Here is a 20482-nt window from a genome sequence, read left to right as displayed (position 1 = left end):
TTATAGACCGTCCATCGCCAAGCTCAATATTTCGCTGACCGGCGGGCGCCTTTCGGGGCGGGCATAAAACGCCTTTCCTACAGGGCTGCATCTTGATAGATTTCGGGCGGGGCGTTGTAACATTCGCGCGTCTGCCAGCCGGAGCGCGTCTCGCCCGAAGGCGCGGCAAAAACCCCTCCTTGGCCCGAACTTTGACAAACTTCGGATCAGCCGCGCTCGCCGAGCACCGCGTTCTCGACGCCGATCCGGTGGCGCAGCAGGATCGCGTTTAGGACAGAGAAGAGCAGCGCCACCCACGGCAGGCCGAGCATCAGCGGTACAATCGCGATCTCGAGCACCACGACCAGATAATTGGGATGGTTGACATATTTATACGGCCCACGCCTGATCCGGTCGAAATGCGGAGCGGAGATGATCCTTGTCGTCCACCACCGGCCGATGCTGGCCAGCGTCCATAGCCGCAGCAACTGCGTGCCCGCGAACAGCGTCAGCATCACCGGATGAATATCATGCTGCGGGTCGACCAGCAGGGCGATGACGGCGATCCACGCGCTGTGGAGGAAAATGAAATAATGATAATGGTCCGCGCCATGCTCCACCCCGCCCTCGCTCAGCAGCCGTCGAGTGTTGCGGCTGGCGTGGACCAGTTCGCCCAGCCGCTGGACCACGATATAGACCAGTAGCCAGGTCACCAGCGTCGGGCTGGTGGTAAAAAGAGCGCCGAGCTGTCCGCTCATGCTGCACCCCGCGGGTCGACTATCCCGAGCGCTGCGGTGAAGCCGGGGCCGAGTGCGGTGAGCAGGATCGGCTTGTCGGGCCCGTCCGCCAGCAGCCTGTCGAGCACAAACAGCACCGTCGGCGAGGACATGTTGCCATGATCGCGCAGCACGTCGCGGGTCGCCGGGATGCCGGGCAGCTCCGGCGCAAAATATGCTTCCAATGCTTCCACCACCCGGCCGCCGCCGGGGTGGCAGGCCGGCTCCGACAGGTCCGATTTGGCGAGCCCCTGGGCGGCGAGAAACGCATCGCAGAAAGGCGCGAAATCCCTGGTCACGAAACTCGGGATGTCGCGGGCCAGCACCAGATCGAAACCGGTGTGCCCGATCTCCCAGCCCATCATGTCGCAAGTGCCGGGCCAGGTCTTCTGGTCAAAGGCGCGAAAGCTGGGCGCGTCAGCCGGTCCCTCCCTGCCGCTGATCACCGCAGCCGCGCATCCGTCTGCAAACAGCGCGGTCGCGATCATGTTCTTCTTGTCGAACTGGCTATAGTCATAAGACAGGCTGCACAATTCCAGCGAGACCAGCAGAATATTCTGCCCGCCGTTCGCCGCCGCCAGGTCGTTGGCCAGCCGGAGGCCCAGCACGCTGCCGGCGCAACCATAGCCGAATACCGGAATGGTCTGGGTCGAAGGATCAAAGCCCATCGCCTCGATCATCCGGCTGGGGATGGAAGGGGTCATCGTGCCGGTGGTCGAAATCAGCACGATCGCGTCAATCACAGCCGGAGCAAGCCCTGCCTTGTCCAGCGCATCACCAGCCGCCCGATGCGCAAGCCGCGTTCCGACTTCGTCATATATCTCCGCCCTGCCGGTCCAGCTGCGCGGTTCGAGATAATAATCCGGCTCGCAGGCAAGATAGCGCTGGTCGATCCCGCTGTTGCCGAGAATTTGCGCCAGCCGGGCGGGCAGCGCCGCCCCCCTCGCCTTCGCCAGCACGTCCAGCACTTCCGCTTGCGTGATCCGGTGATCGGGCACGGCGGTGGCGATGGATCTCAACAGTGCCATGTGCAATCTTCAATCATCATGCCTCTCTTGTTACAGCAGATGCTGCGGCGAGACAGTGAAATCTGCTCCATTGCCCCAAATAGCGTATCTGCCTCCCCGAAACCTGCCGCCATGATGATAGCGCATGGCAAATTTGTTGCACTACGCTCATTGTCTGTTGCAGCATTTTTCCTGGAAAGATTTCGCCAGCCCGATCGCTGCAGCCGTCACGGGCAGAACCATCTCCATGAAAAGGCGCCTTTTAAATCCCGCGATCCGGTTTATTGTGCAGTGCAGCATTTTTCTTGACATCGACGCGCCGCTGCCCTATTTGTGCACTGCAACAAAGAAGTGAGATTTCAGATGGCCGATATCAAGAACGAAACATCTACTGCTCCGGCAGCCAAAGAAAACAGCCCGCGCCCTGCTGATGCGGTTACCTCTGCACCAGCTTCTGCGTCCAACAATTCAGACAAGCCGGCAGCTGATGCTCCGGCCGTCGCGAAAACCGAAACACAGCCGGTGGCTTCTGCTGCTAAACCGGCAACAGCGGCACAGCCTGCTGTCAAGAAAACCGCAGCATCCAAGCCGGCAGCCAAGAAGCCCGCAGCAAAGCGTAAAGTCGCTGCGAAGCCAGTTGCCAAAACCACATCCACAAAAACGACCAAAGGAACCAAGAAAATGGCTACCACCAAAACCACCGCAACCAAGCGCGTTGTCAAGAACACCAAAGCGGCCAACACCAAGGCTGCCAACACCGCGAAGAAAACCGCTGACAAGCTCGGATCGCGCTTCGAGCAGCTGACCGCCGACGCGCAGACCCGCGCCAAGGCTGCTGCTGACCGTGCTGTTGCACTTTCGAAAAATGCGGTTGAATTCAACCGTGAAAACGTCGAAACCCTGCTTGAAAGCGGCAAGATTGCTGCAAAGGGCGCCCAGGAAATCGGCAAGACCAACGTCAAATATACCCGCGAGAATTTTGTTGAAGCCAGCCGCGCCCTGCAAGGCCTGTTCAGCGTAGCGACGCCCAAGGACATGTTTGCTAAGCAAGCTGACTATGTCCGCAGCGGCCTGGACCGGGTAATGGACCAGACTTCGAACAATGCCGACGCCGTCGTCAAGCTCGCTGGCAAAGCCTATCAGCCGATTGCTGATCGCGTCAGCGAAATCCGCAAGGAAATGAAAAAAGCCGCTTAAGCCGCTTTTTGAGAGACCAAAAAAGGACCGTTCCGTTGGAGCGGTCCTTTTTCTTTGCGCTTAATTAACACGGACAAACGCAAAAGCTGTCGAAACTATCAATCCGCCACTTGCCCTCGGGCCCAAAAATACCATATCCTGAGGCTAATGATGAACCAGCAGATTCTTTTCGAGATACAAACGCCTCACCGATTATGTCGCGTCAGCGATCGGCCGACTATGGGCGATGATGATGACAAGGGGTCGGGTGAAGACGGCGACGACACCAACCTCGGGATCGCAACCAAGACCCGGGCCAAAACCAAAAAGCCCAGCCCGTATAAGGTCCTGATCCTCAACGACGATTATACACCTATGGAATTTGTGGTTCTGGTACTGAAGCGTTTTTTCAACATGGATATAGATGAAGCGACGCGCGTCATGCTGCACGTGCACCAGAAAGGCGTCGGTGTGTGCGGCACGTTCAGTTACGAAGTTGCAGAAACCAAAGTCACGCAAGTTATGGATTTTGCCCGCAAGAACGAGCATCCATTGCAGTGTACGCTTGAGAAAGCCTGATATAACCGAGGAAATTTCCATGTCTGATGTGCCTGTTATCACCGTCGATATCGTATCCGACGTTGTCTGTCCCTGGTGCATCATCGGATATAAGAAGCTGGAAAAGGCGATGCTGCAGTTTGAAGGCAAGGCAGCTTTTGAACTGACCTGGCATGCCTTTGAACTAAACCCCTCGATGCCGCCAGAAGGCCAGGATATCACCGAACATATGGCACAGAAATATGGTGCCACAGCCGAACAGAGCAAAGCCAATCGCGAACGCATGCGTCAGGCAGGCCAGGATCTCGACTTTGAATTCAACTCTCACGACCAGATGCGGATGGTAAACACATTTGATGCGCATCGCCTGCTTCACTGGGCCGGAGAGACCGGCAAGCAGACCGCTTTGAAACTGGCTTTGTTCAAGGCGCATTTCAGCGACGGCAGGAATGTCAGCGATCACGAAGTTCTCGTGGAGATCGCCTCGTCGGTTGGTCTCGATGAAAAACGTGCCCGTGATCTGCTCGGCACCGATTTATATGCTGAAGAAGTCCGGGCGACGGAAGCCGAATGGCAGGAACGGTTCATTACCGGCGTGCCCGCATTCATCTTCAACAAGAAATTCATGGTGCCCGGCGCCCAGGAAACCGATGTTTTCGCCAATATTATCGAGAACAAGCTGCTCAAAAAAGCAGCCTGAGCCTCACTTTTTCCTTGGCGGCATCGGGAAAAAACCGGACGTTCTCTCGATATAGTCGACATAGTCCGGCCGGTTTTTCTTAAGGCTTTTCTCGAGCAACGGCGCTCCGCTCCACTTCATCAAGGTGAAGCTCAGGAACAGCGGACCGACAATGGCGATCCAGACCGGCCAGCCGGTTTGCGAAGCCGCCAGCCAAATGCCCCACCATGCACAAAAGTCGCCGAAATAATTGGGGTGCCGGGTATATTTCCACAAGCCGGTATCAAGCACCTTGCCTTTGCTGCCAGGATTAGACCGGAAGGCTTTGAGTTGCAAATCGCCGATCGTTTCAAAGGTGATACCAACCACCGCTATCACTGTCCCGATGATCGCAACCGGGCCAGGACTGTCAGCGCCAGCCAGCAAGATACCGAGCTGTGCGGGAAGACAGACGATGAAAAGCAGCGGTATTTGGGTTACCCATGCTTTCAACAGCGCAGCTTTTGCAAAACTCATCCCCTGCTTGTCCATCGCCCGGCCCATTATCTTTTTATAACGCGGGTCAACCCCTTCCTTACGCCAGCGCAGGAACAGGTGGGTTCCAAGCCTGATCCCCCACAATGCGGTGAGCGCCCAGATTATATAGGCCAGAGATCCCGGATTTTCCGACTGCATGAAGGAAGCGCTCGCCATGATCGCCATGCCATAAGCCCAGAAGGCATCAATGAATGACACGTCGCGGATGCGAACGGATATCAGCCACAAGATTAGCATGATGCCTACCAGCAATGCGAAGTTCAGTCCCAGCGCTGTCAATATATTCACTTTGGCTCTCCCGTATCTGGCTTGCCGCCAGCGTTTCCGGGATCTGTAGAGATAATATCCCGCATCGCTTTTTCCGGATATTTCGGGGTCACGCTGTGATAGAAATCGCTGAGTATCTTCATGTCGGCTTTATAATCTCCCGAAGGCATGAACGATGGCCCCAGACCACCGGTCTTTTTCTGATAATCCATCAGACCAATGATCAGCGGGACTTTCGCCTGCAGGGCAATATAATAGAAACCGGTCCGCCATTGCTTGCCGGCACCGCGCGTGCCTTCGGGCGGAATGGTCAACAGGAAATCATCTCGCCGCTCGAATTCCCGAACCATCGCATCGACCATATTGTGGGATTTGAACCGGTCCACGGGAACGCCGCCCAGACGCCGCATCATGTCGCCCCAGGGCCATTTGAACAGCGTGTTCTTGCCAATCCAGTAGGAGGAAATCTTGAGCTTGTTGAGCAGCCCGAAATAATAAAGGAAATCCCAATTGCTGGTGTGGGGCGCCGCGATGATAACCGCTTTTCGCGGAGGCGGGTTTTCCTGGACCGCGGTCCAGCCGTTTATCGTAAACATGAATACGGAAAACCGGCGGACAATTTCCGACAACCAGTTCGGCTTTATCTCGTCGTGCACGCATCCTCCTCTCGCGGGAACGGATGCCGCGATTTGCAGAAGACCATAAGTCTATTTTCGCACCGCGCAACGAAAGATGTTCATTGGTGCAGTCCTGCGAAAAGGCGAGCGGGAGTTTTTATTTGCAATTGCCGCCATGAAAGCTGACGGATGGAAAGTCGGCCCTTTGCTAGCCGGTCATCTCCAAGGACGGATATTTGGCAATAATATGGTTGTAGACCGCCGGATGGAGCGATTGCAGGAATTCACAACCAAAACAATCGCCTGCATGCCAACAGATTTTGCTCTCCAGAGCAGAGAATGACGGCAGTTTAAGGAAAACCGGCTTTTCACCGGTCAATCGCGTCAGGCAGAGCATCCGGAAACCGGTGATTGACAGGTCCAGAATGGTTATATCAACGCTGCCGAGCCCCGGTTCACGGATGACCGCGCCTATTTCAACGTCGGTGCGCAAGGACGCCCGTGGATCGTCTCGCTTTAACGCCTTGTTGATTGCGCGACTTTCCATTCTATTTTTCATTATGGTTGAAATCCCTGTCGCTAGCATTGTCTGGTCCGAACAGATCGCCCTGAATGCCTGTATCATTGTACAAACAATAGGATGGTCCTGACTGATGATTAGCAAGGGACACTTGTGTAAATGTTAACGGAACCCGATTTTCTTGAAAAAACATCGTCGATTTAGATGCTTGTAGGCGATTTGCTCAGCCTTGCCGACCACAGTCCACCTGGCACAATTCGGCCTCTTCATCCTCCAGTTCGATCTGAATCGTGATATGATGGATAGAAAATCGAACCTTCAGCTGTTTTTGCGTTTCGAAGAGAAAATCTTTGCCCGGATGCCCACGCGGAATGACCAGATGGGCGGTCATTGCGGTCTCGCTCGTACTCATCGGCCAGATGTGAAGGTCATGAACCGCTTCCACGCCCGGCAGTGACGCAAGATATTTCATCACGTCTTCAACATCAATGTCGCGCGGCACTCCCGCCAGAGACATCCGCACCGCTTCGGATAGCAAACCCCAGGTGCTCCAGAATATCAGGCCAACGATAAGCAAGCTGAGCAGCGGATCAATCCAGTTCAACCCGGAAAAATAGATGACTATTCCGCCAGCCACGACGCCGGCCGACACGCCGGCATCAGCCATCATGTGCAAAAAGGCACCGCGGATGTTGATATCGTCTTTCTGTCCCCGGATGAACAACATCGCGGTTCCGAAGTTGATGACGATCCCGAGTGATGCCACAATGATTACGGTGGTCGAGGCAACTTCGCTCGGCGCGCTGAACCGCCCGATTGCTTCCCAGGCTATCGCTCCGCAGGCCACCAGCAGGAATAGACCGTTCAGCAGAGCGGCAAGAATTGATGATCCGCCCAGGCCATAGGTGAATTGCTTGCTTGGCGGTCGTTTGGCGAGCTCTGCGCCTGCCCATGCAACCGCAAGGCCGAGAACGTCGGATAGATTATGCCCCGCATCCGCCAATAGTGCCATCGAGCCGGCCAGCCAGCCGAATGTCACTTCGACTATGATGTAAATTACATTGAGCGCGATGCCCAAAGCAAAGGCGCGGCTGAAATCTTTGGGCATATGGCCGTGCGGACCATGCCGATCATGATGGCTGTGGGGTATATGCCCATGGCTATGGTTATGACCTGCAGACATCTAAGCTCCGGCAACTGTAATGTGATCGTCAATTACACGGATTTGTCGGAGGGGTCCACATTATTTGTTCAATATTTCCCGTATGTTATATCATTCAACGAGGAGCGGATATGTCCTTCAGTCGACAATCAGCCCGATCGCCAGATAGATGATAATTGCGGAACCAAAGCCGAAGATCGTGGCGAGCACGAAGATGACCCGCAAAAGATTTGCGTCCATTCCGCTCCAGTTTGCAAGCCCCGAGCATACGCCCATCAGCTTGCCATTGGCTTTGTCGAGTTTGAGTTTGGTTTTCATCGGACGGTTGCTTTCTGTGCTTGTAGATATTGGCTCGGGCCAGCTTTTCGGTTGCGATTGGGTGCTTTTCTTGCCGGACATCAGATCACTCCCGACGTTAAGAGGTTGAATGCTGGCATGATGCTGGCACCTATGAACAACGCGGCGGACATAACCGCAGCGAAAGTGGCGAGAAATGAATTTTGAAGACTATGAGACATGATCGGTCCTTTCCTTGTAGGATTTGAATTACGCGATGATCGAGGCGGCATTGCCGACCGCTGGGCCGACACTGGCTGCGATCAGCAAGGAGGCGGAGAAGAAAGCGGCTACGGCGGCAGTCACGCTGTGAGACATGTTGGAGATCATTTCGGTTTCCCTTCGTTTTAAAATTTTGTTTCGCTGCGTTGCGAAGATGCTTCCCACATTGCACAGCCCATGCCAGTTATTATAAACTGCTTATATTCAATCACTTAGCCTCTATCGAATCCGACCGCCGATCATTGAAAAGCTTACTATTGGCGTATTTTCCTAAATTTTGGGGTGCGATGAACGACGAATGAACCGGCCCAAGACCCGATCCGAATTCGCTTCTCTTTGCGGGCGGCGAAAGCTAGTGGAGGGCTCTGCCATGACCGTGTCCCAGCTTTCTCTGCACAACTTTCGCAACTATCAGGAACTGCGTCTCGAAACAGCGCCAGGGTTCCTGGTTTTCAGCGGAGAAAATGGCGCCGGCAAAACCAATATTCTGGAAGCGGTGTCGCTGCTCGCTCCGGGGCGCGGACTGCGGCGGGCGGCCCTGCGCGACATGGCGCGGCAGAATGGCGCGGGCGATTTCGCCGTTGCCGCACAGTTGGGCGATGTGCAAATCGGCACCGGCACCGACGCAAGCACACCGGAACGACGCAGAACAAGGATCAACGAAGCGACGGCCCCGACCAATGATCTCGCCGAATGGCTTTCGATATTGTGGCTGACCCCGGCGATGGATCGCCTGTTCATGGAAGGCGCGGCAGGGCGGCGGAACTTTCTCGACCGGCTGGTCATGGCACTCGAGCCGGCCCATGCCCGCAATTGCGCCCGCTACGAAGCCGCACGCCGGGAACGCAATCGGCTGCTCGCCGATGGCCATCTGGCCGACATGAGCTGGCTCGATGGACTGGACGGGCAATTGGCGCAATTTGGCTCGCTGGTCGCCGAAGCCCGGCACAGGATGGTTCTGGCATTGGCTTTGCTGCTCGAAGAAGCAGACAGCAGTATTTTTGCAACGCCGACATTGGACTTGGCCGATGACCAGTTACGAAGCGAGGATCTTATTCACGACATGCTCCGGCGGAACCGGCCTGCGGACAGAGCAGCGGGCCGAACGTTGCGCGGCCCGCATCGCGCCGACCTGGATGTATTTCATTCCGCCAAACAGCAACCAGCCGACAAATGCTCCACCGGGGAACAGAAAGCGCTGCTCTTTTCGATCATACTGGCCCATGCCGACCTGATTGCCGAACAACGCGAACAACGGCCGGTCCTGCTGCTCGACGAGGTTGCTGCCCACCTCGATCCACAGCGCCGGGCGGCGCTTTTCGACAAGCTTGCGGAACGGGGAGGCCAGGTCTGGCTGACCGGAACCGAACCAGCCTTGTTCAGGGACATTCCGGACAACGCGTTGCACTTCGAAGTATCGGACGGAACCGTCAAACTGCGATAGAACGCACCCTCGCTCCGACATGGTTTACGGATGATTCACATTATTCGTTAGCGTTGATTTGGCGTCTGGCGCTTATGTGCCAGCGGATGCACGCAATGGCTCTCAAAAATTCTGCTATTCTGATCCGGAACGCGATCGTTCCGATTCTGCTGGTGGTGCAGGCTGTGATGATGCCGACACAGGCCAGGGCCAATGATTATCTGCAATGCGTCCCGTTCGCTAGAGAGCTAAGCGGTATCCAGATCTATGGTGACGCGCATAGCTGGTGGGATCAAGCCGCCGGCAAATATCAGCGCGGGGCCATGCCGGTCGAAGGCGCGGTATTGTCCCTGCCCAGCCATGGCGCAATGCAATTGGGACATGTCGCGGTGGTTCGCGACATTGTCGACGATCGCAATATATTGATCAGCCACGCCAACTGGTCACCGATCAACGGCAAGCGGGGCCAGATCGAGCGGCGGGTCGCGGCACAGGATGTATCGGCGCGAAATGACTGGAGCCTGATCCGCATCTGGTATGCGCCGATTGAGAATCTCGGGACCACGGCGTTTCCCGTCAACGGTTTCATCTATCCAGCGCGCCAGACCGCGCCAGATGGCCGACAGTGGGCATCTGCGAAACCTGCCCGCCAGAGCCGGATGCCAAATCGCTCGCTTTTTGATCGCAGGCTCACCGCCGATTTGGAGCAATCCGCAGCAGAAGAACGGCCGACCGATGCAGAACCAAGGGACCTGATCGGGGAATTGCTGGACAGAGTGGGAAGCTAAGGCCAGATTGGAGCATCATGCTTCAACGGGAACCTCTCTCATGATCACCAATCCGCTTGTCTGCCTCGTGATTCTTGCCGGCGGGCAATCAAGCCGGATGGGCACAGACAAGGCGGTCATCAAGCTGGGCGGGGAACGATTGATCGATATTCTGATCAACCGGTTTGCCAACAAGGTCGATCGCCTGTTCCTGTCCGCTTCAAAGAGCTACGGTACCGGCCTCGATATCATCAGCGACGACCCGGCTTTCCCCGATGGACCGGTCGGCGGGATTTTCTCGGCGGCGGCGGCGTTGCAGAAGCTCCAGCCCGCCATATCCGGCTTTGTCACAATTCCGGTAGACGCGCCCCATGCACCAGCCGACCTGGTCGGACGGCTCATGGCGAGCGGCTCCTGCGCGGTGGCACGGGATCATTTGCGGACCCAGCCGGCCTTTGCCTATTGGCAATGCGACGTTGTCGACAGCATTCGCGCCGACTACGGTCAGGCTGACAAAGCCCCGTCCCTTCGCTGGCTGGCCGCGAAGGCAGACGCAGTTGCGGTGACGTGGCCCGACGATCGCCTGTTTTTGAACATTAACCGGCCGCAAGACCTGATCCATGCGGAACATGGCAAAACGGCCGGTGCTTGATCAAGCCCCGGCCGTTCTGTCTCAACAATCAAAATTAATCGTCGCGATCAATAGCGTTTGACGATTAGTCCTGACGACGGATTTCCGTTTTGGTCATGCTGGTCGTCAGCTTGCCGTCAGTGTTCGAAAGCGTGGAAGCCGCTATCATGCGCACTTTGCCTTTGTAGATGATCAGGATATCACCGTTATCGTTTACCCGGTTCACTTTGGCAACACTGGCGCCACTGGCATCATAAAGGCGATCGTTACGCTCGGCATCGGCAGCGAATGCCGCTGGAGCGGTGAGGGTCAATGCGGTTGCCGCAAGGATCAGGGAGGATAGTTTACGCATGAAGTTACTCCATTCAGGTTTGATTTTATTGCCTAGTTAAGCCTCCGATTAAATTAAGTTGCAATATGAAATGCTGCACCTGCGAGTGTAGTTTTTGCAACTGACCGGAAATTCCCCGGAACAGCGACGGTTAGAAGAAAGATTGCCTACCGGTTCCTGTTTATGCCATCATTCGCGGGATATAGTTCCAATATGAGGTTCCCATGATCCGTTATTCCCTGATTTTCGCCCTTGCGGCGCTTCCCGCCATGGCTCAAGCCCAACAGACAGATGTCATGTCCGACATATCCGCCCTGGTTGACGCCCGGTCAGCGGAGTCGGCCAAAACCGCCCGCAAGCTTTGGGAATGGGCGGAAGTTGGTTATCAGGAACAAAAATCCAGCGGTCTTCTCCAGCAATCACTCAAGGCCAACGGCTTCAAGATCACTGACGGTGTTGCAGATATCCCCACCGCCTTTACTGCAGAATTTGGCAGCGGCGGACCGATCATCGCGATCCTTGCAGAATTTGATGCCTTGCCCGGGATCAATCAGGATGCAGTCGCCACCCGCACCCCGATCGAGGGCAAGGGCGCTGCCCATGCCTGCGGCCACAATCTGTTTGGGGCCGGATCGGTCGAAGCCGCAATCGCAGTGAGCAAATGGCTGAAACAGACAGGTACTCCGGGTCGCGTTCGCCTCTATGGCACCCCGGCCGAAGAAGGCGGCAGCGGCAAAGTCTATATGGTCCGCGCCGGATTGTTTGACGATGTCGATTTCGCCCTGCACTGGCATGCCGGTGATGAGAATTCGGCCGCCGCGCGGACGACGCTGGCCAATCGCTCGGCCAAATTCCGATTCCGTGGTACTTCTGCCCATGCAGCGGGCGCGCCAGACAAGGCCCGCTCTGCTCTCGACGGGGTTGAAGCCTTCAACATGATGATCAACATGATGCGCGAACATGTCCCTCAGGAAAGCCGGATTCACTACGTGATCACCGAAGGCGGCACCGCACCCAATGTTGTGCCCGATTTTGCGGAAGTCTTCTATTATGTCCGTCATCCCGATCCGACAGGTGTCGACGCGATCTGGACCCGTCTCGAAGAAGCCGCACGTGGGGCGGCGCTGGGGACGGGAACCAAGGTCGACTGGGAGGTCATTCACGGCAACAATCCGCTGCTGGTCAATGAATCGCTGGCGAAAATGATGGACGCGAAATTGCGCAAAGTCGGCGGTATCCAGTATACGCCGGCAGAACAGGAATTTGCCGAGAACATCTACGCCAGCTTTGACAAGCCGAACAACAAGCTGGGCAGCGAAAAGGAAATCCAGCCCTACGAAAAATCTCTCGGCTATGGCTCGACCGATGTCGGCGATGTATCTTATGCCACCCCGACGGTTGGCCTAAGGACCGCAACATGGGTGCCGGGCACTTCGGCTCACAGCTGGCAAAGTTCGGCGGCCAGCGGCATGTCGATTGGGTTCAAGGGTACACAGGTTGCGGCCAAGACGCTCGCTCTCGCAGCAATTGAGCTTTACACGAACCCCGAACTGCGCGCCAAGGCCAAGGCCGAGTTCGACGACGCGAGGGGACCCGATTACAAGTATAAATCGTTACTCGGTGACCGCGATCCACCGCTCGATTACCGGAAATAATAGCACCGCCAGATTCGTCGTCATGATGAAAGCCTGGATAACAGGATCGGGTGCAGGAAAGGGTGACCCGAATCATCGGACCACCCTTTCCTCCAGGCTGTGACCAGCGGGCTCAGCTAAAGGCCGGTTCCAAGGCCCGCGGACTTACCATCGCTTGGTACATTTTCCTGCGGGCATTGCCAACCGACACCTTCATCTCTGCCAGGCTGGCGTCCAGCGCGCGTGCGCGCTTCAGGCGATTTTGCCGAGTCAGAAAGGGGTTCTGCGGCGTCGGCATGGCGTCGACGTGGGCCATGAAATATCCTTCAGGACGAGACAGGTCTGCCTCACCAAGATAGGGGCGCGGAGCAGCAGTGACGCGTCGCTGTCCAATGGTCGTACCGCGGCTGGCCTCGCCAGCCGGACTCTCAAATTCCGGGAGGTCCGCAACAAAGTTAGCGAACGCAACCTTGGTCTTGATACCCGCATTGCTGGCGACAGGTCGCCCTGCAGTAGCCGGTGAATGTACCTTTGGCTCAGCCGTGTCGTCGCGCAATTCGGGCATGATCGCCTCATTTATCGCGGCAGGAAAGGTATCTCTGCCATGCACGTCTGCTTCGGGGATTTCAGCAGCAGACCGGTCGTTGCTTTTGCGGCGGCGGCCGACGGCATAGGCACCGGCTCCGCCAATACCAAGCAGGGCTGCCAAAGCAGCGAGCAAGCCCCAGTCGGTAGCATCGTCAACCGGGATGGCTTCTTGCGATACCGCCGGTTGCGAAACCGGTGCGATCATTGGGGTGGCTGCTGCTGCGTCAGCCGTGACCTCCGCGACGGCCGCTGATTCATCACCATCCAAAGCGGGCCCGCCCTGTGACGCGCTCCCGGCCTCAGGTGCACTGGTTGCGCGAGCGGGAGCCGGCCTGGCTGTGGCCATGGCGGTCGTTGCAGCCTGCGCTGCTGTTGCCTTTGCGGCAGCAGCCTTGCGCGCCTGTTGCTGGCTTTCGATCTGGGCAAGCGCTTCGGGCGCTACCGTTTTTGCATCGAAACCACCTTTTTCCGCCAAATCATCGGCCCGGTCAGGGGCGATCTGTGGTGTTGTGTTGGCCTTCGTCATCGAAGGGCTGGTCACCGGAGGTGAGCCAGTCGTCGGTGCCGATGCCGGTGCAGACTGTGGGGCGACAAGATCTGGTGCGGGCATCGGTGCGGGCGTGGCCCCAAGAGGCTCTGCCATATCTTGAGCATGGACAGGTGCGGCGGCGAGGCCGACCGAAATCGCCAACATGCTTATCATGGATAAGCGGCTGGCGGGTTTAACCGGAAAGGCGCTATCAACGGGGGCATTGAGGTTATTGGTCATCTCATTTCTCCTAATGTTTCGAACAACAAACGAATGCGCGCGAGATTAGGGTCCCTCGTCAGAGGCAATATGAGTGTAAATGGAGATGAATCGAGTTCCTGAACGCACTGTTCACCTGGCATTCAGCGAAATACCCTGCCTGTTAAACTGGTGTTCATGCAATCTTGGTCGTTTTATTTGAATAGAGATAATTATACTTTAAGCTGCGAAATCAAAGTCAGGGGTGCGGTAATCGCCGCACCCCTGATAAATTCACTCCCACCAATGCGGAACGCGTTTGCGTGAGCCGGTCTCGACCTCATTCATCGTCAGCGGATCGTACATACGCCCGTTGAGCATCACTCGATCGATCTTGTCGCTGTTCCGGATATCGGCGGTAGGATCGGCATCGAGCACCAGCAAATCGGCGAGCTTGCCCGGCTCTAGCGAACCTATATCGGCATCCATGCCAAGGGATCTGGCAGATTCAATAGTTCCTGCGGCAAGCGCCTCGACCGGCTGCATCCCGCCGCGGACAAAGGACCACAGCTCCCAGTGACTGCCAATCCCCGCCTGTTGACCATGCGCGCCGATAGCGACTTTCACGCCTGCGTCCGCCAGTTTTTTGGCTTCGCGGGCATTGTCATCATCGACAAAATTGCTCTCGGGCGCCGTGGTGCGGCGGGCCGTGGCCGCTGCCAGAATCTTGGGCGGCGTGTGGACCAGCAGCGGGTTCTCCCAGACATTGGTGGCCTGCCGCCAATAGGGGTCGCCGGCCAGCCCGCCATAGCTGACAACCAGCGTCGGCGTGTAATTGGTGTCGGACTGGGAAAACATCTGCACGACATCGTCGTAAAAGATGTCTAGCGGGATATTATGCTCCAGCGTCGAATTGCCGTCGGCGACCAGCGCCATGTCCATGCCGAACAGCGAACCGCCCTCGGCTACCACAAGCATGTTCTCCTGGCGCGCGGCCTCTACCACCTGCTGGCGTTGTTCGCGGCGGGGCTGGTTGTAGTTCTTGACGCTGCTGCCACCCTGCGCCTTGAGTCTGCGGACATGGGCGAGCGCGTCGTCGAGATTGTTGATCTCGGCATAAACGTCAGCCGCTTTCGCGCCATAGACAATCTCGCCGGTCGAGAATATCCGGGGGCCGAGGATTATCCCGGCCCGCTGCATTTCGCTGGCGACGAATATTTCGCTGGCGCGGCTCGACGGATCATGAATGGTCGTCGTGCCGAGCGCGAGATTCTGTAACAGAGACCAGTTCTGCTGCGGAACGATTTCGTCGCTGCCTTGGGCCCCGTGCGCATGGGCGTCAATCAGACCGGGAATGATCGTTTTGCCGGTGACGTCAACCTGCAGGGAACCAGCGGGAATGCTGACATCTGCGCGCGATCCGACGGCAACGATCCGGTTGTCGCGTATGACTATCACACCATCATCGATGATCCCGCCGTCGCTTTTTGCCATCGTCACCAGACGAGCGCCGGAAAGAGCCACCGTCTGCGACGGTTTTTCTGCCGCGATTTGCCGCTCGAGCAACAGGCCGCTGGTCTGCGGCTGATATTTTGCTGCATCATTGTTCGCCGGTCCGTCGACGAACAGACGGCTGGTTGCCTCGGAATAAAGCGTGGAACCGAGGCTCCAGTGCAACTGCTTGCCGTCCTGCGACCAGTGGATATAGTCCGCGCCGCTGGCACTGACTCTGATTACCGGGAGTGACTTGCTGGTCGGGCTGACCTCAACCGCCTGGGCGCCCGGCATCAACGGCATGACATAGGCTTCATAGCTCTGACGGAAAGCGACATTCTGCCCGTCTGGCGAAATGATATAGTCGTTGGTCATCTCGCCTTTGGCATGAGTGCGCTTCGCTTCACCGTTGAGATCGGTGCTTATCAGCACGCGCTTGTCCTCTTCGCTGTCAACCATGAAAAGGCGGTCGCTGGTCGCGCCAAATTGCGGACTGGCAGCGCCCCTTGATACCCGCACCGGTGCACCGCCTGACGTTGAGACCCGGTAAACACCGTCATCAACTGACCATTCCGGAGAGGTCAGATAACCGCCACCCTGCATTTCAAAAACGATCGTCTTGCCATCCGGAGAAAATTGCGGACGGGCATAATGGCCCGGACGGCTGGTAATTGTTCGTGCAGAACCGCCGCCTGCCGCAACGGTCTTGACCTGCCCCAGCTTCGCGTCGGTCCAGCCAACGAACACGATCGAACGACCATCGCGCGACCATGACGGAAACAACTCCAGCTCCGCACCGGAATTGGTCAACCGTTTGGCAGAACCACCCGCCATCGGTTTAAGATATAGCTTGCCGAGACTTTCAAACACCACCTGACGGCCATCGGGCGATACAGCAGCAAAGCGCGGCATCCTGGCTACAAAGCTGTCCGGCGCGACCGCAATTTCGGGATGGGGCGCGTTGGCCACGCCGCGGGTGTCGCTGACCTGAAACGGGATGATCGACGATGCGCCGTTGCTTGCGGAAACCCGGCGGAGCTTGCCGCCGGCCCAGAAAACGATCTCGCTGCTGTCGGGCGTCCAGTCCATATTCGGATATACTCCGGTGACGGCCCAGGTTTCCTGAACGTCCTGATCAAGATCATCATAGATCTTGCGCTCAATTCCGGATTCAAGATCTTTCACATAGAGTTTGGACCGGGTCATCTCGCGGCGGACGAAGGCAATCTTCTTGCCGTCGGGTGACGGGTTCGGACGCACCGACCCGCCGAGGCCGGAGACCGCCGTGGTTATTTCACCGGATTCGAGATCATATTTTTCGATGTTGAACAGGTCTCTATTACTGTCCTGAGCATAGATGAACGTGCCGCCCGGCGTGATATTCTTGGTATAATAGACCGATTGGCCATCCGGCGCGTAGATCGGTTCTCCCAGTTCCTTCTGGTGCTTGTCGCCAGGCTTCTTGACCAGCTGCACGCCGCCGCCGCCCGAAACATGATAGACCCATATTTCTCCGGTACCGAGCGAGCGCGACGTGGTAAAATGTTTTTTCGCAACAATATAGCGGCCGTCGGGGCTCCAGCTCGGCTGGTTAAGGAGACGGAATTCTTCCTTGGTAACCTGCTTCTTGTCGCTGCCATCGCGGTTCATGATCCAGATATTGTCGCCGCCGCCGCGATCGGAGGTGAAGGCTATTCTCTTGCCGTCGGGAGAAAAACGGGGCTGCACTTCCCAGGCTAGGCCCTCGGCGACCCGCACCGGCCGGCCACCGACGATCGGCATCGTATATATGTCGCCGAGCAGAGCAAATGCCATGCTCTGGCCATCAGGGCTGACATCAACGTCGATCCAGCTGCCTTCGTCCACGTTGATCGAGACCTGCTTGATCATCGCTCCCTTGGGTGCGTTGACGTCCCATTTGTCATCGGCGGACTCTCCCGTGCCTGCCTGCGCATGAGCCGCGCCTGAAAAAAGCAACGCAGCGATAACCGAAACCAGACTATATCTCATCATATTTCCCCAACCCTGAATTCACCAATGCCCAACCCTATTCCAGTTTCTGGCCGGAAGGAACAGCGAACAACAACTTCTACTCAAGCGTTGCAACCAAAATGTCGATGATAGCTTTCGACAACCTCTGCCAGGGTCGACAATGCCAGAGTCGCCGGGTCGCGGGTCGACGGGATCAAGCCGATCGGCGCCGACATGCGCTTCTGCTCTGCTTCCGAAACTCCGATTTGGGCGAGATATTGCTGGCGAATGCCATGCGTTTTAAGGCTGCCCATCGCGCCGACATAAAAGGCGGGAGAAAACAGGGCCTGTTTCATCAATCGCGCTTCCCAGTCATGATCGTGGAAATAGAATATGCAGGCGGTCCACGGGTCGGGGTCGAGCAATGGGGTCGCATCCGGTGTCTTCAGCAGATTGACAGAGTTGGCCAGGCCTTCAACCTGATCGATAACCACCGGATCCGGCGACAATATGTCGCAGTCGATGCCATAGCTGGCGCATAATCCCGCCAGACTTGCCACAGAGGGCCCCTGCCCCAGGATGATGATTCTCGCTGCCGGGATATGGTGGACGAAATGTTGTGAAGCTTTGCGCTCTACCGAGACCTTGTTCGATGTCTGCGCGACGCAACAGATCTCAGGGTTCTCGCTGTCGAGGATGATGGTCAGCGGCTGCCGCTTCCTGATCCGGTCATATATATCGCAGATGATCGTGCCACTGACGACCGGCGTAAACAGCAAGTCAATATTGCCACCGCATGGCAGGCGTATATCCAGATAGGGGGAACCTGCACCAAAGCGGACTTCGCGCGGCTGGCCGCTTGTCGCAACTTCAAGAGCCTCGGCCACCACCGCCGCTTCGACGCAGCCGCCGGAAAATGAGCCGGCGAAACTCCCGTCTTCGGCGACCGCCATATGCGCACCGGGATTGCGCGTTGATGCGCCGGTGACAGCGACCAGGGTCACAAGAACGGTCTTCTGTCCGGCCTCGGATTTCGATTTCAAAAAGCTGAAAATCGGTAGAATATTGTTCAAGCCTGTCTTTCCCGCTATTTGCCCCGGTTCGAAACCCCGAAATATCCATGCCGCAAACCAGCTAGCGGGGCAATCGTCATCAGTCGCCGCAGACCGCAAAGCCAGCGTCAAACCTCCGCGACCAGATAGCCGCTCCAAAAAAGCGTCCTTCCGAGCAAAATATTTGGTTACTTTTGACGAGAATATACTAAATCGATCAGTTCGGGGGCGACGATAACAAATGTAACGCACCGCCCGATTTCCTCCCAATATACAGTGAAAGCTGATCATGCCCACCCGAAGCGAAATCAAGAATTTCCGGCTCGACGAATATCGAGACCGGCGGCATAGCGACTCCCAACTTCAGGAGCGGGGGGCGTTGCAGCTGAGCGGCGATGCCTTTCACGCTCTTGCCGACACGATGCCCCAAATGGTCTGGTCGACCCTGCCCGACGGTGACCATGACTATTATAATGCGCGCTGGTATGAATTTACCGGAGCCCCCGCCGGATCGACCGACGGCGAAGCCTGGGCTGACATGTTCCATCCCGATGACCAACCGGAGGCCTGGAGACGATGGAAGCTCAGCCTTGCCACCGGCGAACCTTATGAAGTCGAATATCGGCTGCGTCACCGCTCGGGCCAATATCGCTGGGTTCTCGGGCGTGCGCTACCGATTATCGGGCCGGATCAAAAGATACAGCGCTGGATCGGCACATGCACCGATATCGAAGACGCAAAGCAGATTGCCAGCCACAACGAGATACTCAGCCAGGAACTCAGCCATCGGATCAAGAATATATTTGCGATAATATCCGGTCTGGTCAGCATGACCCTTCGCGGGGACGAAAAATTGGCCGCGATGGCTGACACGTTGAAAGGCCGGATCGCCGCATTGGGGCGCGCCCACGAATATGTCCGTCCGCATAATGACAAGCCTGAGGGGGATAGCAAGGAAGTCACGATCCGGCATCTCCTGTCGGAGATATTTGCGTCCTACCCGGCCTTTACAGACCAGCGGCTCACGATTTCGGGAGGTGATATAGTGGTCAGCGATCGCGCAGCAACACCGGTTGCTCTGGTTTTCCATGAACTGGCAACCAACTCGATGAAATATGGCGCACTTGCCGCCGAGCACGGGCGCGTCGATGTGGTGATTTCACCCGATGGGGGCATGTTGCGGTTCAATTGGACCGAAAGCGGAGGGGCTGCCATTTCCGGCGCGCCGGCCCGTTCGGGATTTGGATCAAAGCTTGTCGATATGTCGGTCACCCAGCAGCTTGGGGGATCGCTCGAAAGATCATGGCTGCCAACCGGACTGCAGATCATGATGGAAGTACAGGCTTCGCGCCTGGCGCGCTGACGTCTGTCAGTTGAACAGTTGCATTCTCCGCGGCGGTTCAGCGTCATCCCTGTCGTTTGCCACTTTCACCAGATAATCCAGCATGTCTTTCAACACCTCGATCTCCAGAGGCTTGGTCAACGCGCCAAGCGTGCCCTTGACGCCGTTCCCCAGCTGCTTGGGATTGGCGGTAACAAACACGACCTTGACATCATATTCATTGGCAAGGCGTGCCCCGATTTCCGGACCGGTCGGCCCGTCGCTCAGATTGACATCGACCATCGCAATATCGGGCTTTTTCAAAACCAGTTCGATCGCCGATTCGGTGTCATCGGCAACGCCGATACAGTTGTAACCCAGATTGCCGACGATCTGCTCCATCTCCATGGCTATGAGAAACTCGTCTTCGACAATCATGATCTGCGGGGTCATTGGGAACTTCCGATTTTGCTACAACTGCTCCGATAACGCAGCCACTGGCCAACTGGTTCCCTTCAGCTGCCAGAAAGCGGACATTTTACAAGCGTTCCGTTCGTATATCCCGGCCACAAAAAAGGCCCCGCTGTATGTAGCGGGGCCTATTTTATTTGGTTGCGGGAGTAGGATTTGAACCTACGACCTTCAGGTTATGAGGGCTCAGCTTCATCCCTACCTTCTTTTGCGCAATACTACGCAATAATCCTTAT

General features: G+C 56.8%; 22 protein-coding genes. 9 read left to right on the top strand and 13 right to left on the bottom strand.

What is annotated here, in order from left to right; translation table 11 throughout:
* Positions 1 to 206: 206 nt before the first annotated feature.
* Positions 207 to 737, bottom strand: a complete 531-nt coding sequence (locus HUO14_RS12290; protein ID WP_176280086.1) for an isoprenylcysteine carboxyl methyltransferase family protein — start codon at positions 735 to 737, stop codon at positions 207 to 209.
* Positions 734 to 1783 carry a type III polyketide synthase gene (locus tag HUO14_RS12285; protein ID WP_176280085.1) on the bottom strand — a complete coding sequence of 350 codons (1050 nt, stop codon included), beginning with the start codon at positions 1781 to 1783 and terminating at the stop codon, positions 734 to 736. Before HUO14_RS12285 ends, HUO14_RS12290 begins: the two co-directional genes overlap by 4 nt.
* A 124-nt stretch (positions 1784 to 1907) precedes the next feature.
* On the opposite strand from HUO14_RS12285, the gene HUO14_RS12280 reads away from it, so the two are divergent.
* Complete coding sequence (locus tag HUO14_RS12280; protein ID WP_176280084.1) at positions 1908 to 2117, top strand: hypothetical protein; 210 nt, start codon at positions 1908 to 1910, stop codon at positions 2115 to 2117.
* A gap of 4 nt (positions 2118 to 2121) precedes the next feature.
* On the opposite strand, the gene HUO14_RS12275 is transcribed toward HUO14_RS12280, so the two are convergent.
* Positions 2122 to 2454, bottom strand: coding sequence for a hypothetical protein (locus HUO14_RS12275; protein ID WP_176280083.1), 333 nt, complete (start codon positions 2452 to 2454; stop codon positions 2122 to 2124).
* On the opposite strand from HUO14_RS12275, the gene HUO14_RS12270 reads away from it, so the two are divergent.
* From HUO14_RS12270 to HUO14_RS12260, 3 genes are all read left to right on the top strand, one after another.
* Entirely contained in the window at positions 2444 to 2959 is a 516-nt protein-coding gene (locus HUO14_RS12270; RefSeq protein WP_176280082.1) for a phasin family protein, read from the top strand. The two genes, HUO14_RS12275 and HUO14_RS12270, sit on opposite strands and share 11 nt — an antisense overlap.
* Positions 2960 to 3178: 219 nt before the next feature.
* Positions 3179 to 3517, top strand: coding sequence for an ATP-dependent Clp protease adapter ClpS (clpS, locus tag HUO14_RS12265; RefSeq protein ID WP_217908020.1), 339 nt, complete (start codon positions 3179 to 3181; stop codon positions 3515 to 3517).
* 19 nt (positions 3518 to 3536) lie between these two features.
* The gene (locus tag HUO14_RS12260) at positions 3537 to 4196 is read left to right on the top strand and encodes a DsbA family oxidoreductase (RefSeq protein ID WP_176280080.1); all 660 of its coding nucleotides are present in this window, start codon (positions 3537 to 3539) and stop codon (positions 4194 to 4196) included.
* Positions 4197 to 4199: 3 nt separating this feature from the next.
* Here the strand turns inward: HUO14_RS12260 and HUO14_RS12255 are convergent, their stop codons facing one another.
* The 5 genes from HUO14_RS12255 to HUO14_RS12235 all read right to left on the bottom strand — a co-directional run bounded on the left by HUO14_RS12255 (position 4200) and on the right by HUO14_RS12235 (position 7596).
* Positions 4200 to 5000, bottom strand: a complete 801-nt coding sequence (locus tag HUO14_RS12255; RefSeq protein ID WP_343046100.1) for a DUF1295 domain-containing protein — start codon at positions 4998 to 5000, stop codon at positions 4200 to 4202.
* Positions 4997 to 5635, bottom strand: a complete 639-nt coding sequence (locus HUO14_RS12250; protein ID WP_335647923.1) for a lysophospholipid acyltransferase family protein — start codon at positions 5633 to 5635, stop codon at positions 4997 to 4999. Before HUO14_RS12250 ends, HUO14_RS12255 begins: the two co-directional genes overlap by 4 nt.
* Before the next feature lie 169 nt (positions 5636 to 5804).
* Positions 5805 to 6182, bottom strand: a complete 378-nt coding sequence (locus tag HUO14_RS12245) for a PilZ domain-containing protein (protein WP_176280079.1) — start codon at positions 6180 to 6182, stop codon at positions 5805 to 5807.
* Between the two features lie 157 nt (positions 6183 to 6339).
* Entirely contained in the window at positions 6340 to 7299 is a 960-nt protein-coding gene (locus tag HUO14_RS12240; RefSeq protein WP_176280078.1) for a cation diffusion facilitator family transporter, read from the bottom strand.
* A 117-nt stretch (positions 7300 to 7416) separates the two neighbouring features.
* The gene (locus HUO14_RS12235) at positions 7417 to 7596 is read right to left on the bottom strand and encodes a PspC domain-containing protein (RefSeq protein ID WP_176280077.1); all 180 of its coding nucleotides are present in this window, start codon (positions 7594 to 7596) and stop codon (positions 7417 to 7419) included.
* A 610-nt stretch (positions 7597 to 8206) separates the two neighbouring features.
* Here HUO14_RS12235 and recF point away from each other — a divergent pair.
* From recF to mobA, 3 genes are all read left to right on the top strand, one after another.
* The gene (recF, locus tag HUO14_RS12230) at positions 8207 to 9280 is read left to right on the top strand and encodes a DNA replication/repair protein RecF (RefSeq protein WP_176280076.1); all 1074 of its coding nucleotides are present in this window, start codon (positions 8207 to 8209) and stop codon (positions 9278 to 9280) included.
* Between the two features lie 95 nt (positions 9281 to 9375).
* Positions 9376 to 10047: a CHAP domain-containing protein gene (locus HUO14_RS12225; protein WP_176280075.1), complete on the top strand. Its 672-nt coding sequence runs from the start codon at positions 9376 to 9378 to the stop codon at positions 10045 to 10047.
* Between the two features lie 40 nt (positions 10048 to 10087).
* The gene (gene mobA, locus HUO14_RS12220; RefSeq protein ID WP_176280074.1) at positions 10088 to 10678 is read left to right on the top strand and encodes a molybdenum cofactor guanylyltransferase; all 591 of its coding nucleotides are present in this window, start codon (positions 10088 to 10090) and stop codon (positions 10676 to 10678) included.
* A gap of 64 nt (positions 10679 to 10742) precedes the next feature.
* On the opposite strand, the gene HUO14_RS12215 is transcribed toward mobA, so the two are convergent.
* The gene (locus tag HUO14_RS12215; RefSeq protein WP_176280073.1) at positions 10743 to 11009 is read right to left on the bottom strand and encodes a hypothetical protein; all 267 of its coding nucleotides are present in this window, start codon (positions 11007 to 11009) and stop codon (positions 10743 to 10745) included.
* Positions 11010 to 11212: 203 nt separating this feature from the next.
* Between HUO14_RS12215 and HUO14_RS12210 the strand changes: the two genes are divergently transcribed.
* Positions 11213 to 12643 carry an amidohydrolase gene (locus HUO14_RS12210; protein ID WP_176280072.1) on the top strand — a complete coding sequence of 477 codons (1431 nt, stop codon included), beginning with the start codon at positions 11213 to 11215 and terminating at the stop codon, positions 12641 to 12643.
* Positions 12644 to 12755: 112 nt separating this feature from the next.
* Here HUO14_RS12210 and HUO14_RS12205 read toward each other — a convergent pair whose 3' ends face one another.
* From HUO14_RS12205 to HUO14_RS12195, 3 genes are all read right to left on the bottom strand, one after another.
* A complete protein-coding gene (locus HUO14_RS12205) occupies positions 12756 to 13979 on the bottom strand; it encodes a hypothetical protein (RefSeq protein WP_176280071.1) in 1224 nt (407 codons plus the stop codon).
* Positions 13980 to 14231: 252 nt separating this feature from the next.
* A complete protein-coding gene (locus tag HUO14_RS12200) occupies positions 14232 to 17444 on the bottom strand; it encodes an amidohydrolase family protein (protein WP_425500486.1) in 3213 nt (1070 codons plus the stop codon).
* A gap of 80 nt (positions 17445 to 17524) precedes the next feature.
* Entirely contained in the window at positions 17525 to 18475 is a 951-nt protein-coding gene (locus tag HUO14_RS12195) for an XdhC family protein (protein ID WP_176280069.1), read from the bottom strand.
* 268 nt (positions 18476 to 18743) lie between these two features.
* Here HUO14_RS12195 and HUO14_RS12190 point away from each other — a divergent pair, with 268 nt between their 5' ends.
* Positions 18744 to 19817 (top strand): sensor histidine kinase, encoded by a 1074-nt coding sequence (locus HUO14_RS12190; RefSeq protein WP_176280068.1) that lies wholly within the window; start codon positions 18744 to 18746, stop codon positions 19815 to 19817.
* Between the two features lie 6 nt (positions 19818 to 19823).
* Here HUO14_RS12190 and HUO14_RS12185 read toward each other — a convergent pair whose 3' ends face one another.
* Positions 19824 to 20228 carry a response regulator gene (locus tag HUO14_RS12185; protein WP_217908001.1) on the bottom strand — a complete coding sequence of 135 codons (405 nt, stop codon included), beginning with the start codon at positions 20226 to 20228 and terminating at the stop codon, positions 19824 to 19826.
* Positions 20229 to 20482 lie beyond the last annotated feature (254 nt).

This window comes from Parasphingorhabdus flavimaris (assembly GCF_013371215.1).
GTDB classification, from domain to species: Bacteria; Pseudomonadota; Alphaproteobacteria; order Sphingomonadales; family Sphingomonadaceae; genus Parasphingorhabdus; species Parasphingorhabdus flavimaris.
The sequence above is the reverse complement of the archived record's forward strand: the minus strand, read 5'-3'. Positions and strand labels throughout refer to the sequence as shown.

What these genes read in the sequence shown, in the direction of transcription:
- HUO14_RS12290 (WP_176280086.1), bottom strand. Translation starts at nt 737, where the DNA reads ATGAGCGGACAGCTCGGCGCTCTTTTTACCACCAGCCCGACGCTGGTG.
- HUO14_RS12285 (WP_176280085.1), bottom strand. Translation starts at nt 1,783, where the DNA reads ATGGCACTGTTGAGATCCATCGCCACCGCCGTGCCCGATCACCGGATC.
- HUO14_RS12280 (WP_176280084.1), top strand. Translation starts at nt 1,908, where the DNA reads ATGGCAAATTTGTTGCACTACGCTCATTGTCTGTTGCAGCATTTTTCC.
- HUO14_RS12270 (WP_176280082.1), top strand. Translation starts at nt 2,444, where the DNA reads ATGGCTACCACCAAAACCACCGCAACCAAGCGCGTTGTCAAGAACACC.
- clpS (WP_217908020.1), top strand. Translation starts at nt 3,179, where the DNA reads ATGGGCGATGATGATGACAAGGGGTCGGGTGAAGACGGCGACGACACC.
- HUO14_RS12260 (WP_176280080.1), top strand. Translation starts at nt 3,537, where the DNA reads ATGTCTGATGTGCCTGTTATCACCGTCGATATCGTATCCGACGTTGTC.
- HUO14_RS12245 (WP_176280079.1), bottom strand. Translation starts at nt 6,182, where the DNA reads ATGCTAGCGACAGGGATTTCAACCATAATGAAAAATAGAATGGAAAGT.
- HUO14_RS12240 (WP_176280078.1), bottom strand. Translation starts at nt 7,299, where the DNA reads ATGTCTGCAGGTCATAACCATAGCCATGGGCATATACCCCACAGCCAT.
- HUO14_RS12235 (WP_176280077.1), bottom strand. Translation starts at nt 7,596, where the DNA reads ATGAAAACCAAACTCAAACTCGACAAAGCCAATGGCAAGCTGATGGGC.
- recF (WP_176280076.1), top strand. Translation starts at nt 8,207, where the DNA reads ATGACCGTGTCCCAGCTTTCTCTGCACAACTTTCGCAACTATCAGGAA.
- HUO14_RS12225 (WP_176280075.1), top strand. Translation starts at nt 9,376, where the DNA reads ATGGCTCTCAAAAATTCTGCTATTCTGATCCGGAACGCGATCGTTCCG.
- mobA (WP_176280074.1), top strand. Translation starts at nt 10,088, where the DNA reads ATGATCACCAATCCGCTTGTCTGCCTCGTGATTCTTGCCGGCGGGCAA.
- HUO14_RS12215 (WP_176280073.1), bottom strand. Translation starts at nt 11,009, where the DNA reads ATGCGTAAACTATCCTCCCTGATCCTTGCGGCAACCGCATTGACCCTC.
- HUO14_RS12210 (WP_176280072.1), top strand. Translation starts at nt 11,213, where the DNA reads ATGATCCGTTATTCCCTGATTTTCGCCCTTGCGGCGCTTCCCGCCATG.
- HUO14_RS12205 (WP_176280071.1), bottom strand. Translation starts at nt 13,979, where the DNA reads ATGACCAATAACCTCAATGCCCCCGTTGATAGCGCCTTTCCGGTTAAA.
- HUO14_RS12200 (WP_425500486.1), bottom strand. Translation starts at nt 17,444, where the DNA reads ATGATGAGATATAGTCTGGTTTCGGTTATCGCTGCGTTGCTTTTTTCA.
- HUO14_RS12190 (WP_176280068.1), top strand. Translation starts at nt 18,744, where the DNA reads ATGCCCACCCGAAGCGAAATCAAGAATTTCCGGCTCGACGAATATCGA.
- HUO14_RS12185 (WP_217908001.1), bottom strand. Translation starts at nt 20,228, where the DNA reads ATGACCCCGCAGATCATGATTGTCGAAGACGAGTTTCTCATAGCCATG.